The following is a 12770-nucleotide window of genomic DNA, read 5'->3' as shown; positions in this document are numbered from 1 at the left end:
GTAAATTACTAGTCCCCTGGAATTTATGGACTACCTCTATTCTTTTAAGTGCCACTCACGTTCAATTAGTCAATTGAACGTGGTCGATTCCTCCACCTCAGCCGCCAGTGGGACGACCGCTAACACTTCTTCCATTTCCAATACAGGATTCTTCCTTTTAGCGAATGTGACATAGATACCCGCCGCAATCATATAAAGGATTGCACCTAACATGATTTTGACCGGCAACGTCATAATCATTAACGTGGATTGGAAAGCAAGCAACAAAATCGAAACAACAACGACAGCCATCAGCACTTTGGGTGGTAGTTTGAATTTCGACTTAGCATAGAGCTCCGGATACTTTTTAGGCAATTGAGTGACCGCAATTACCGGGATGATAGCTGCAAATAGTAATACACCAAGTCCTAACTTCGAAATTGTATCTAGAGATACGCCACCTAGGATTGGAATCACACCGATAATATAGAAAAGAGTGAGCAAACGATGAGGTGTCCCATATTTCTTATTGACCACACCAAGTGATTTCGGTAACCATCCATCTTCACACGCAATGATCATCCCTTTAGTCACCCACGTTAACAGCGCATTCAACGTAGTAGCGAGTGCGAATAATGCTCCGCCAATGATGAAGAACAGGAATAACGGTCCCGGCAAGATTGTTCTCGCTACGTCCGTTAAAGGTTTGTTCGCAACATCAGCAATGGGTAAAATACCTACTGCCACAATTGCCATCAAGGCGTATAGAACCCCTACTCCTAAAGTGGTCCCGAAAATGGTAATCGGAATATCTCTTCCAGGGTTTTTCATTTCACCACCGAGCTCCGCAATACTGGTAGCTCCGCCTGTCGCAAAAGCTAGTAGACCCACTGCTGTGAAGAATCCGATAAATCCACTTGGGAACATGTCTTTCGGATTAAAGACTTCAGCAAAGTTAGTTGCTGGCAGGCCATAAGCGAGAAAGATCCCCAACGCTAGTAAAAGGACAAGAACCATTATTTTTTCCACTACAGCGGCAGTTTTCACGCCAATCATATTAGTAATGTAAAGGACGGTCAGGATAACAAATGCTGCCGGCATGATTGGAATGCCGGGAACTAATCCTTGTAAATATTGAGCAAAAGAAATGGCATAAACGGCAATAGTAACTTTTGAAAAGATAAATAATAGCATCCAGAAGAAACCGATCTTTGGTGAAAGCAGAAGACTTGAATACCGATACTGCGCACCTGTCGTCGGCATCGTTGTGGCCATTATAGTTAACGGAATGATCGTGATACACGTAAATACAGAAGAGACGACAAAAGCTAGCACAACCGCTTTACCTGTCATGCCAATGGCGACACCCATCAATGCCATAATTCCAACTCCAATTACTTGCCCGACCGCAATCCCCATCAAGTCGCCTAACCCTAGTACTTTCTTTAATTTCGCTTCTTGGCTACCCATCTCTATCATCTCCTTAGAATGAATACCGTTCACAAAAAGGTGTACCTTCAGTTATTTTGTGTGCCTGATAGACTCTGAGATGTGTGTTCCAATTCTTGAAAGGCTTTGTCCATTCTAGTTAACCCTTCTTTTAGCACGGATTGTGGGCATGCAATATTTACACGAACAAATCCTTCACCCCCTGGACCAAACGTATATCCTTGGTTAAATCCTACTTTAGCTTTTTTGATCAACAGTTCTTCCAGTTGTTCCGGTTCCAAACCAAGACCCCTACAGTCCAGCCAGACTAGATACGTTGACTCCGGTTGAATTACGGTTATCGCTTTCAGATGGGTGGTAATATAATCCGTTAAGTAGGCAACATTTTGCTGTAAATACGCTATCAGTTGTTCCAGCCATTCATCTCCCCTTTTGTAACCGCTTTCAGTTGCAGCTATAGCAAATGGATTCGTGAGCTGCAACGGTGTTCTTGAGACCGCATCTAAGAACTTTTGTCTTAAGTCTTCATTCGGAATGATAATATTTGAAAGTTGTAATCCCGCCAGATTGAACGTTTTACTAGGAGCTGTGCAGCAGATGGTGTTTTGTTCAAATGCCTCACTAATACTAGCGAAAGGAGTATATTTGTAATCTGTATATACCAAATCACAGTGGATTTCATCCGATACGACTAAAATGTTATGAGCTAAACAGATTTCTCCAAGTTCTTGGAGTTCTCCTTTAGTCCATACACTTCCGCCTGGGTTATGAGGATTGCACAAAATAATCATCTTCACACTTGGATCCAACTGATTACGTAAATCTTCAAAGTCCATGTAATAACGGCCATTTTCCAATTGGAGTCTGTTCAACACCACTTCTCTACCATTTTCTACGATGGCATTTGTGAAAGGATAATACACAGGAGATTGTATAATAATTTTATCCCCAGGTTCTGTAAACGTTTTGACGATTGTATTCAACGCTGGGACTACACCGGGACTGATGGTGATCCAATCCTTTTCAATCGACCATTGATGCCTTCTTTGATTCCATTCGATAATCGCATCATAATACCCATCATGCATCGTTGAATAGCCAAAAATCCCATGATCTGCTCGTTGCTTGATGGCCTCTATAATCGGCTGGGGGGATGGGAAGTCCATATCCGCAACCCACATCGGTAGTACATCACGTTCTTGAAACACTTCATCTTTTTTATCCCACTTCACAGATCCCGTGTTCCTTCTATCAATGACGTTGTCGAAGTTATAAATCATGTTATGAGCCCCCTCTAGATTTTCATCACAAGCTGTGAATCTACCATCACCTTTCCAAGTGTCCCCCCTAACACAAAATTATTTTCTAATTAAGCTGAATTATTAATTTCATTACATCATATTCAGTGCTATGATGTAAAATAGCGATAGTGAATGTTAGTATTGAGAATTCCTATGGATGGTGATGAACATGAGGATTGAACAATTTGAATACATTGTTGAAGTCTCTAAGACAAAGTCAATATCAGTAGCATCTAAAAGACTTAGTATTTCCCAACCTAGCATGAGCCAGGCTCTTGCGGCTTTTGAAGATGAGATTGGATTGAAAGTTTTCAATCGCTCCAAAGCAGGCACATTCCCTACTGAACGCGGCCAAGCCGTCATTACAAAATCCGAGGAAATCCTAAACGCGATTGAAGAGATGAAACGTTTCGGCAATATTCATCACACTTTATTGAAAGGAAGGCTATCAATTAGCTCCACTCCCGCGATTTGGCAAAGTGTGTTACCACGTGTTCTGTCTTCCTTCACCCAAAAGTATCCTGGTATACAACTTGAATTAGCTGAGGGAGATTCGTTTGATATAAAAGAACAAATAGTGAACGGGGAATTGGATGTGGGAATCATCGCGGAGGCGAGTAAGGAGCTGGACCTTCCTCCATCCTTATTGTATAAACCGATTGTCCAATCGAAGCTAATGATTTGCGTGGGTCACCATTCCCCGCTTGCTCATAGAACCGGAATTTCACTAACTGAGGCACTTGACTATCCACTCATTTGCTCATCTCCTGGATTACGAAGCATTCTCCATAAACTCGGTACTCCCAATTTCCTTGTAAAGACGGGTCATATGGAAGCTGTGAAAAATATTATTGCTGAAGGGATGGCGATAGGCTTTTTCACTCAAATCAATTTAAAAAGTGATCCTTACATCCATACAGGTAAAATTATTCCGTTAGAAATTACGGATGACGTCCTCGGCGAAATCTGGTACCACTTCATCAAATTAAAATCACTTCGTTCCAATGCGAGTAATGAATTTTTTAAGGAACTGCAAAAAGAAGTACTACTAATTTAAGGAGATAGGTCCCTGCGTGTGAAATAAACGCGAATGATTAAACAACCATGAAAGTTTCTTACACCTTTCGGAGAGTCGGCATACAACTTGCATATATTCACATATGTTAAGTGTTTCCACATCCTGAAAAATTTACAAAAGGGAGCGTTTACAAGATGAAAATTGAAAAAGAAAAGCAACTGGTTACGGATAACTATCATGGAACAATCGTCGAAGATCCTTTCAGATGGTTGTAAGACGATAAGAGCATCGAAACAAAAACATGGGATGCGCTACAAACCACTAAGACACAAGCTTATTTGGAAACAATCTCTGAAAGAAAAGAGATAAAAGAAAAGCTATCAACGCATTGGAATTTTGAAAAGTATTTCGTCCCTCAAAAAGCTGGAGACTATTACTACTTTCAAAAAAATGACGGCTTGCAAAATCAACCGGTTTTCTATCGCGCTAAGTCATTATCGGATCCCTCTCCTGAAGTCGTGATTGATCCAAACAAATTGAATCCAGATGGAACGACAGCTATCACACATATTTCTTTTAACAAGGAAGGTACCCTACTGGCATACGCACTTTCAGTAAATGGGAGTGACTGGCAAGATATAAAAATCCGCAACATGAAGACTGGTGTGGAATTTCCAGAAACGATTTCACGTTGTAAATTCAGTAGCCTAGCTTGGATTAAAAATGGGACTGGCTTCTATTACAGTCGTTATCCGGATTTCGGAAGTGTAGATCCTGTCGATGAAAGCAACTACAATAAGCTCTATTTCCATGTCTTAGGTACTCCCCAAACTGAAGATAAACTGATTTACGAGAATCCAGGTGATAAAGAGATCGCGTTCGGGGCAATACTTTCAGATGATTATAAATACCTTGTCCTACAATCATGGAAAGGGACTGAAAATAAAAGCCAGCTTTATTATCGACCTATTGAAAGCGAAGGCGATTTTAATCCCCTAGCTGTTGCAGTAGATGCTTATTACTCATTCATCGGGAATAAGGACAACACTTTCTATATCTATACGAACAAAGACGCGGCCAACGGAAAAATAGTAGCTATCGATATCAACCAACCTAATGAAGAGAATTGGAGGGATGTCATCCCTGAACAGGAAGGCGTTATGTCATTCATTAAACTGATAAATGACCAATTGGCAATTACGTATTTGCAAGATGTTAAAGATCATATCAAGTTATACTCATTGTTCGGATCGGTCATTAGGAAACTGGACCTCCCCGACGTAATAACAGTTACAAATATCTCTACAAATAAAGAACAGAAAGAGATGTTCATCAGTTACACTTCTTTCTTGAGTCCAACTATTGTTGCCCGTTATGATTTCGAAACAGGTAGTCTGGAGACTGTCTTATCTCCGAACGGGGCCCTGGACAGTTCAGTTTATGAAACCAAGCAAGTTTTCTATCCTTCTACTGACGGGACGGAAATCCCCATGTTCATCACCCATAAAAAAGATCTACAGTTCAAGGGAGACCATCCAGTGTTGCTATACGGATATGGTGGTTTCAATATCAGCATGACGACCGCTTACTCGGCATCCATCGCGATGTTCATTGAAGATGGTGGTATATATGCCGTGGCTAATATCAGGGGTGGCGGAGAGTATGGAGAAGATTGGCATCAGGCAGGGACATTCGAGAGGAAACAACAAGTATTCGATGATTTCATCGCTGCGGCTGAATGGTTGATCAGCAATGACTATACAAATCCTTCTAAGTTAGCAATCATGGGAGGAAGTAATGGTGGACTTTTGGTTTCAGCATGTATGAACCAACGCCCTGACTTATTCATTGTCGTCATTTGTCAAGTGCCTGTAACGGATATGCTTAGATATCAACACTTCACTGTAGGTCGCTTTTGGACTTCAGAGTTCGGGAATGCGGAAAAGAATGCAGAGCACTTCAAAACGATTTACGCCTATTCACCACTTCATAATATCAAGAAGGGTCAAAGGTATCCCTCGACATTGATCACGACTGGGGATACGGATGATCGTGTCGTACCGCTTCACTCCAAAAAATATGCGGCGACCTTACAAGAAGCTCAAGCTGGTGAAGCGCCTATATTACTGAGAATTGAGAAAGACGCTGGCCACGGATTAGGGAAACCTACAGTTAAGCTCATTGAAGAACATACTGATATTTATACGTTCCTTTATAAAGGATTGAATATGTTTTCAAAGAAATGATTGAAGAGACCCCTTTCATTACGGGCGATTGGAATCAGTATTGGACGGAATCTATGTCCCAGGAAACATCACTGTAATCGAAGGGGCTAAAGTGGCGATACGACAAGGGATTACTGAGGGGCTTGCGATTGCGAACAAACTCAATGGCGGCATATACAAAGTTGGGATCCAGGAAGCGACCAAGAGGATTGATCATCCCAGGCCAATGCGTTCATTCAATCCCATCTTTATGGGATAGATGCAAACTAGTCAATAATTCTATGAAAAATCGAGATATCTAGCGAATACGAATACACATTAAAAAGGGTCTTCTAGCCACACCGGTAGAAGACCCTTTGTCTCTTAATCCCAATCTATCATTGTAATTATTAGAGGTATAAAAAATGCCCTACCTTAGGGTTCGAGCAAGTATGTTACCATTGTGGCATATACAGTTGATATACTTGAAGCTTATTTTCAAGCATTGGAGTGTTAAACAATATATGTCTGCCTCACTTATTGCACTAGTACTATTAGCAGTCTTCGTCGGAGCGCTCGTGCGTGCAACGTTCGGTTTTGGTGAAGCCATTGTGAGTATGCCTTTACTCGCGTTATTGCCAATCGATTTATATACGTCCATCTCTCTAATTGGTCTATCCGGACTTACAGTGGCTTGTCTATCTGTGTCTACTAGTTGGCGCTACATTGACCGCCCTGCACTTATTCGATTATCCATTGCATCACTTATCGGGATTCCAGCTGGATTGATCTTAGTAAAGTTTGCTCCAGCTATTGTTATTACCATAGCACTCGGAACTTTTTTACTTTCCTATGGTTCCTATTCTTTGGCAAAGCCGTTATTGTTTAAAACGTCACAACGTCCTTTGTTAAATAACCCTGCTTGGGCATTACCCTTTGGATTTGCAGCAGGGGCACTCGGTAGCGCTTATAATTTTACTGGTGTGCCTGTTGTTATTTACGGAACTATGCAGAGATGGGGGCCTGATCGATTTAGAGGGACATTGCAAGCCCATTTCCTCATTTCTGGAGCATTGATTGTTTTCGGTCAAGCAGTTGGTGGATTATGGACAAAGGATTTAGTTGTTTTGTTTGGGTTATCTATTCCTTTGCTTGTGATTGCAACGTTTTTAGGAGCATTTTTACATAGACGGATTCCTGCTAATCGTTTTGAACATTATGTGTTTGTTCTTATTGTATTGCTTGGTTTGGTGTTGTTGGTTAATCCTGCTTAGATGGTTAAAGTTCCAATTAGTTCAATTCTCGAATTTGATCACTATAAAAATTTCTAATAAAAGACCACCTAATCGTAATATGTTAGAAATAAAATAGACTTTTAGCAAGAAGTTCGGCTAAAAGTCTATTTTTCAATCATTCTTAATTTATATGAACGATGGTTTATTTGTTCAATGTAAAGGCAACACAGTGAAATTTACTCTATTGGCGTTAGTTTAACCTGTGATTCTGTCTCTATCGAGCTTCCTTCATCCGCAAAGAATGTATAGGATGCTTCTCCATAGCTTCCTAGAATTGTATTGACATCCAGTGAACCTCCTGAGCTGTACACAATGAAATTACTACCTCTACCAATCGGCGTTGCTATATATCTTCCCTCAGGGAGATCACGACCAACAGTATATTTACCCGCATTCAGCATTTTAGGCTGTCCTTTCGCTTTTTGAACTTTTCCTTCCAGCAAGGCTAGCTCTGAGTTCTTTGCTTCTATTGACGCATTTGTATCCATCACATTTGCTTAAGCATCAGATAGTTCTGTTTTCGCTTGGTCCAACTTCTTATCAATTTCTTTTCGACCCGCTTCTAATTCTTTTGCTAGTGTTCCTTTTGTATCTTCTAGTTGTCCTTTAACAGTTTTCAACTCATTTTCAACATCACTCTTGCTTTCTATTAAAGCCGTTACTTCGTTCTTTTCTTTTTCAACCGATTTAACTTCTGAGATTATATCCTTCTTTTCTTTTTGCAATGATACAATTTCCTTATCCATTTCGATTGCATTCATCTTCTTCTCTTTTAGCGTAACCTCTGCTCCCTTAGCACCTACAGTAAAACTAATAAATAAAATAACGAGTACACCTAAAACCAATCCTGCTACCTTCCAACTCTTCTTCCCTTTACTGGCACTAACCAAAACTCCATTTGTGCTTGTCATCGCAATGATTACGCTGCCCCACATTAGTTTATATGCTGTAATCATATCCTCACAAGTAAATGTGATTTTAATCCATACTGAATGATGGTTTTTTGAACGTCTTATATCTAAATAATTGTGTGGTGTAATAATTTTAAATAATTCCTCCGCGTTTTAGCTCAGAAATTTCCTTGTCACCCATCTTTAAACTTTCCTTTAAAAATTCAATTGTATGTTCTGAGTGTTTCGGGCCCAGTGTGCTAATTTTCCCTGGTGTCTTAGATAACTTAGCTAGAACATTAGGTACTCTCATTTCTCCAAACTCGTCATCAGTAACACTTACAAATGATTCTCTATAGGTATAATGTGGGTCTTGATATAGTTGCTTAACATTATACATCGGCCCGACAACTGCACCACTTTCGTTCAGAATTTCCACTACTTGATCTAAATCCCTTTTGACTATCCATCCTGAAATGATTTCATCTAGTTCTGCAACGTTATTCAATCGATTTTTATTTGTATTAAACTTTTCATTTATTATCAAGTCTTCTCGGTCAATAGCAATACATAGATTTTCAAAGATTGATTGTGCACTAGCAGATAATGCCACCCAATTCCCATCTTTTGTTGGGTATGCATTTCTTGGTGCAGTTTGTGAGCTCCCATTCCCTACCCTGTTTGCGATAATCCCTAATTGATCATATGCCAACAAGTGGGGTTCAAGTAATCTCATTAAGGGTTCATATAAGGACAGGTCGATCACTTGTCCTTTGGTTTGATGATTTTGTTTTGAATACGTTGCTATCATCACCATTAGCGCTCCCGCGATTCCACTCAAACCATCTGCAAGGGGAATACCCGGTAGAATTGGTGGACCAGTTGGATCACCATTAATAGATGTGAAGCCACTCATGCCTTCTGCAACTGTTCCAAAGCCCCTTCTTTCAGAGTAAGGTCCTTTTTGACCAAATCCAGAGACTCTCAAGAGTATCAAATTAGGGTTCACTTTCTCAATCTCTTCCCATGACAAATTCCATTTCTCCAATGTTCCTGGTCTGAAGTTTTCAATCATTACATCGTAGTCTTTAATGATTTCTTTTAGTAGTTCTTGACCTTCCATTTTACTAAAGTTTAAAGTAATTGATTTTTTATTCCTATTTAAGCTCTTCCACAATACCGATTTCCCATCTTTTTGGGCACCATACTTCCTAGCATGATCCCCATATTCAGGATGCTCAATTTTCAAAACTTCAGCTCCAAAATCCGCAAGATGTGTACTCACCCAAGGGGCTGCCAACATTGTCGAAATATCCAAGATTTTCAATCCTTGTAAAGGCAATTGCTCATTCATGTGATTCACTTCCCTTACTAAAATTGAAGTTCCCCAATATTTTTTTTGCAGACTCATAATGTGGATAATCAATCATTTTCCCTTGAAAAGTTGTAGAGGCTCTACCCTTACGTATGGCATCCTCAAAGACGGAAACTAACTCGTTCATTTCTTGAAGGACTTCTTCTGAAGGTTTGAAAAAATCGTTTAAAACAGCGACTTGATTAGGATGTATGCAGCTACTGCCTTCGTAACCAATGCTATATGCTTGTTTCGCACTTTGCTTGAATCCTTCAATATCCGTGTAATTTGTGATGGATCCGATCAGACCTAGTGGTTGAATGCCATGTAATTTACATAGCATTATTAACTTCAATCTAAGATAGTCCAAGTATTTTTCATTTTCCGAGATATACTGAAAACCAATTTCCTTAGTTAAGTCTTCCATCCCATAGGATGCTGTATCTATTTTGTCCGAGCAACTTAAAATTTCTTCCAGGGCCATATATCCCTTCACACTTTCAATTAAAATACTGATTTTAAACGCTGAAAAACGTTCCTTATCCATTTGCTTCCTAAGAAATGATTCGATCTCCAAAATTTCTTCAGGGTTTTCAACTTTAGGGATAAGAATACCATCCGCATCAGAGTCAATCACCGAACTTAAATCATCGTAAAGATTCTTATCGTTGTTCACACGAATGTAGACTATGAGTCTGTTCAATTTCATTGTTTCTACGGATTCTTTGACCAATTTTCTTGCATGATTCTTTTCGGATAGCGGCACGCTATCTTCCATGTCCAGTACATATAGATCCGCGTTTCTTTGGTGTGCTTTTTCAATGTACTTAGATTCATTTATAGGAATCACTAATCTGGAGCGATAAAGTCCTGTCGTCATACAATCCCTACTTTTCTATTCTGTATTTAATATTCTCAAAGTGTAGCTGCATGCTCTTTTTAGCATGTGTACAATTCTTTTTTATTAAATCATCTAGTATTTCCAGATGTTCCTCGTGTACTTCAGTAGATTGGTTTTTCTTACTAAAGCTGTGTTCCCTTACTTCATCAATCAAATCGATGTTGAATTCCATAAAGGTTATCAAAGCCGTATTCCCCGTTATTTTTGCCAAGGACAAATGGAAATCATACTCAATCTTTTTCTGACTCATTAAGATTAAATTCTCTTTCAATGCAATCAGTTGTGGGACCGTGTCATTCTTGCAAATGATATCAATGATCCCTAATTCCACAATTTCGCGTGCTTCTATCAGTTCAAATACTTTTGACTTTTTATAAGCGCTAAGAAAGTTCTTCTCAGTCGAACTGATATTTTCTATTTGCCTTCTGAGAATTCTTCCTCCGCCTGGTATCGTTTCAATGATTCCTTGGGACTCCAGGATTCTTAGTGCATCTCTTAATGTCCCCCTGGAAATACCAAGTTCTTTGATCAATACACGCTCAGAAGGTAATTTGTCATTTAAGGCGTACTCGCCCATTTCTATTTTCTTTTTAAAAATTGTAATAACCTGTTCATAGAGCCTGGTGTATTCAATTTGCACGACATTCTCTCCAGTACTATTTTTAGTAATAGTATATCAAAAATAACACATTCAAGAATTCATTAGGATACCTTTTCCTTGGTGTATATGAATACGAACCCAAGAATTGCTGCTATTGAACTGAAAATGTATGCTGGCACTTCCAATACTTCGACACTTCTTATAACCAACTCGGAGTTTTGTGTAAGTAATCCAATTGCTTGTCCACCGACCATTAATAGTCCAATCCCGATAAATAAGACCAAAACCACTCCAAATACTGTTTTCATAGTCACACCCCCTACATAGTCTTCAAACTAAAACCGGCAACCACCCTACTGCAATCAGCCAAGCAATTGCAGCTATAGGAATTACATAATATACAATTAGCGGAACAAATGTTTTCACCGGATCCACGCCTGATATTCCACTGGCAATGAAAATAGGGGCACCTCCCGGAGGTGAAGCGCCTTCCGTAGATGCAAAAACTAAGATTGCAACAGCAGCAACAACCGGATTTATACCTGATGAAACTAGCGCAGTGAAAGCAACCGCGCCAATAGCTGTAACCGTTGCCGTCGCGGTTAATGGAGTCGCCACAAGTATGATAAGGATTCCAACTATAAGTGCCATTAACCCTGCTGAGAGATCCAGGGAGCCCATCATTGAACCAAGTTCGTCGGCAAGACCAATGTTTTTCAATACATCACTAGCTGCAAAAGAAAATAATAGAATAACTCCTATTAGACTAAAACTTGGAATGGATTTCTCCAAAAAGCTCATAAGATCTTTAGGCTTTTTCGGAATCGTTCTCCATCCAACAATTAAAGTGATCAAAATAATCAGCATCGGTACCCACACAATTATGGATATAGAATTTAAAGCGTCAGCCGTGATAATATGTTTTTCTATAAACTCAGATACAGGTCCTATCGTTACTAATACAGGGATTAGAATCCCTAAAAATATTAGTAAAGAAGCCCAACCTTTTTTTAACGTGGTCAAAAATGTATCTTCACTTTCCTGAACAGCCTTTTTAATTTTGTTTTTCTTTACAAACCAAAAGACAATCAGAAGTCTATAAATTAATGTATAAGCACCTGCTAAAAATAGTGAAACATATAACTGTCCTTCCGTCACTACAGCACTCACAGATGCTGCGCCTAGTAGAATGAACATTGAACCATTTGGTGGGAATGAGATTCCCATACCAGCGTTACCGGCTGCAATCATTGCAGATTGATCTTTTGACCAACCTGATTTATTCATCCATGGAATCGTTATAGCACCAACAGTTGCTGTATTCCCTGAACCCGATCCTGAAATTGTCCCAAATATTGCGGAAGCGATCGTATCCACATATGCCGCACCACCTGGCAATCTACCAAAAACGGAATTCAATATATTAATCAATTTCTTTATTAACCCTGTCTGTTCAATTAGAAATGCCATGAACACAAAAGACATCGCAGCAAAGAGCACTTGGTGCGTTGCTCCAAACACAATCCCATCTTTCATAAGTGTGAAAGCATTTCCCCCCCCAAATAAAGCGGTTACAATAAAACCTAAAATCATAGCCTCTCCAATGTTTCTCTTCACAATTACTACCCATGCAATAATTAAGAGCACATAGACAGCAAGTGCGATGGTAGCTATCCCCATACTAATCCCCCTCTACTGGTATACTGGTTGGACCAGTTATTAATAGTAGTATATTTACAACATTTTCATATGTCAAGATTAAGTATTTAGAATACTCA

The 12770-nt window shown here is 39.5% G+C and carries 13 protein-coding genes; 4 read left to right on the top strand and 9 right to left on the bottom strand.

All coding sequences use genetic code 11. From position 1 onward, the window contains the following. Positions 1–69: 69 nt before the first annotated feature. Both DVB69_RS06450 and DVB69_RS06445 read right to left on the bottom strand, forming a co-directional pair. Entirely contained in the window at positions 70–1449 is a 1380-nt protein-coding gene (locus DVB69_RS06450; protein WP_116017748.1) for an APC family permease, read from the bottom strand. Between the two features lie 47 nt (positions 1450–1496). Then, positions 1497–2708 (bottom strand): MalY/PatB family protein, encoded by a 1212-nt coding sequence (locus DVB69_RS06445; protein ID WP_116017746.1) that lies wholly within the window; start codon positions 2706–2708, stop codon positions 1497–1499. Between the two features lie 190 nt (positions 2709–2898). Here DVB69_RS06445 and DVB69_RS06440 point away from each other — a divergent pair, with 190 nt between their 5' ends. The 4 genes from DVB69_RS06440 to DVB69_RS06425 all read left to right on the top strand — a co-directional run bounded on the left by DVB69_RS06440 (position 2899) and on the right by DVB69_RS06425 (position 7225). Further along, a complete protein-coding gene (locus DVB69_RS06440) occupies positions 2899–3786 on the top strand; it encodes a LysR family transcriptional regulator (protein ID WP_158541047.1) in 888 nt (295 codons plus the stop codon). Between the two features lie 248 nt (positions 3787–4034). Continuing rightward, a complete protein-coding gene (locus DVB69_RS06435; RefSeq protein ID WP_255415301.1) occupies positions 4035–5993 on the top strand; it encodes a prolyl oligopeptidase family serine peptidase in 1959 nt (652 codons plus the stop codon). Positions 5994–6033: 40 nt separating this feature from the next. Beyond that, positions 6034–6231, top strand: a complete 198-nt coding sequence (locus DVB69_RS06430) for a hypothetical protein (protein ID WP_116017740.1) — start codon at positions 6034–6036, stop codon at positions 6229–6231. A gap of 244 nt (positions 6232–6475) precedes the next feature. Continuing rightward, complete coding sequence (locus tag DVB69_RS06425; RefSeq protein WP_116017738.1) at positions 6476–7225, top strand: sulfite exporter TauE/SafE family protein; 750 nt, start codon at positions 6476–6478, stop codon at positions 7223–7225. Between the two features lie 197 nt (positions 7226–7422). Here the strand turns inward: DVB69_RS06425 and DVB69_RS06420 are convergent, their stop codons facing one another. From DVB69_RS06420 to DVB69_RS06390, 7 genes are all read right to left on the bottom strand, one after another. Continuing rightward, a complete protein-coding gene (locus DVB69_RS06420) occupies positions 7423–7734 on the bottom strand; it encodes a hypothetical protein (protein WP_233505342.1) in 312 nt (103 codons plus the stop codon). A gap of 9 nt (positions 7735–7743) precedes the next feature. Then, positions 7744–8202: a coiled-coil domain-containing protein gene (locus tag DVB69_RS17780; protein ID WP_233505341.1), complete on the bottom strand. Its 459-nt coding sequence runs from the start codon at positions 8200–8202 to the stop codon at positions 7744–7746. An 88-nt stretch (positions 8203–8290) separates the two neighbouring features. Next, positions 8291–9490: a CaiB/BaiF CoA transferase family protein gene (locus DVB69_RS06410; RefSeq protein WP_158541046.1), complete on the bottom strand. Its 1200-nt coding sequence runs from the start codon at positions 9488–9490 to the stop codon at positions 8291–8293. Next, complete coding sequence (locus DVB69_RS06405) at positions 9483–10370, bottom strand: HpcH/HpaI aldolase/citrate lyase family protein (RefSeq protein ID WP_116017734.1); 888 nt, start codon at positions 10368–10370, stop codon at positions 9483–9485. Before DVB69_RS06405 ends, DVB69_RS06410 begins: the two co-directional genes overlap by 8 nt. A gap of 7 nt (positions 10371–10377) precedes the next feature. Further along, positions 10378–11031, bottom strand: coding sequence for a FadR/GntR family transcriptional regulator (locus DVB69_RS06400; protein ID WP_116017732.1), 654 nt, complete (start codon positions 11029–11031; stop codon positions 10378–10380). Between the two features lie 62 nt (positions 11032–11093). Further along, positions 11094–11300 (bottom strand): hypothetical protein, encoded by a 207-nt coding sequence (locus tag DVB69_RS06395; protein ID WP_116017730.1) that lies wholly within the window; start codon positions 11298–11300, stop codon positions 11094–11096. Positions 11301–11322: 22 nt separating this feature from the next. Beyond that, positions 11323–12672: a TRAP transporter large permease subunit gene (locus DVB69_RS06390; RefSeq protein WP_233505340.1), complete on the bottom strand. Its 1350-nt coding sequence runs from the start codon at positions 12670–12672 to the stop codon at positions 11323–11325. Between the last annotated feature and the right edge of the window lie 98 nt (positions 12673–12770).

Source organism: Sporosarcina sp. BI001-red, from assembly GCF_003384035.1.
GTDB lineage: Bacteria > Bacillota > Bacilli > Bacillales_A > Planococcaceae > Sporosarcina.
This window is presented reverse-complemented; position numbering and strand designations above follow the sequence as displayed.

What these genes read in the sequence shown, in the direction of transcription:
- DVB69_RS06410 (WP_158541046.1), bottom strand. Translation starts at nt 9,490, where the DNA reads ATGAATGAGCAATTGCCTTTACAAGGATTGAAAATCTTGGATATTTCG.
- DVB69_RS06440 (WP_158541047.1), top strand. Translation starts at nt 2,899, where the DNA reads ATGAGGATTGAACAATTTGAATACATTGTTGAAGTCTCTAAGACAAAG.
- DVB69_RS06405 (WP_116017734.1), bottom strand. Translation starts at nt 10,370, where the DNA reads ATGACGACAGGACTTTATCGCTCCAGATTAGTGATTCCTATAAATGAA.
- DVB69_RS06420 (WP_233505342.1), bottom strand. Translation starts at nt 7,734, where the DNA reads ATGGATACAAATGCGTCAATAGAAGCAAAGAACTCAGAGCTAGCCTTG.
- DVB69_RS06395 (WP_116017730.1), bottom strand. Translation starts at nt 11,300, where the DNA reads ATGAAAACAGTATTTGGAGTGGTTTTGGTCTTATTTATCGGGATTGGA.
- DVB69_RS06390 (WP_233505340.1), bottom strand. Translation starts at nt 12,672, where the DNA reads ATGGGGATAGCTACCATCGCACTTGCTGTCTATGTGCTCTTAATTATT.
- DVB69_RS17780 (WP_233505341.1), bottom strand. Translation starts at nt 8,202, where the DNA reads ATGATTACAGCATATAAACTAATGTGGGGCAGCGTAATCATTGCGATG.
- DVB69_RS06445 (WP_116017746.1), bottom strand. Translation starts at nt 2,708, where the DNA reads ATGATTTATAACTTCGACAACGTCATTGATAGAAGGAACACGGGATCT.
- DVB69_RS06450 (WP_116017748.1), bottom strand. Translation starts at nt 1,449, where the DNA reads ATGGGTAGCCAAGAAGCGAAATTAAAGAAAGTACTAGGGTTAGGCGAC.
- DVB69_RS06425 (WP_116017738.1), top strand. Translation starts at nt 6,476, where the DNA reads ATGTCTGCCTCACTTATTGCACTAGTACTATTAGCAGTCTTCGTCGGA.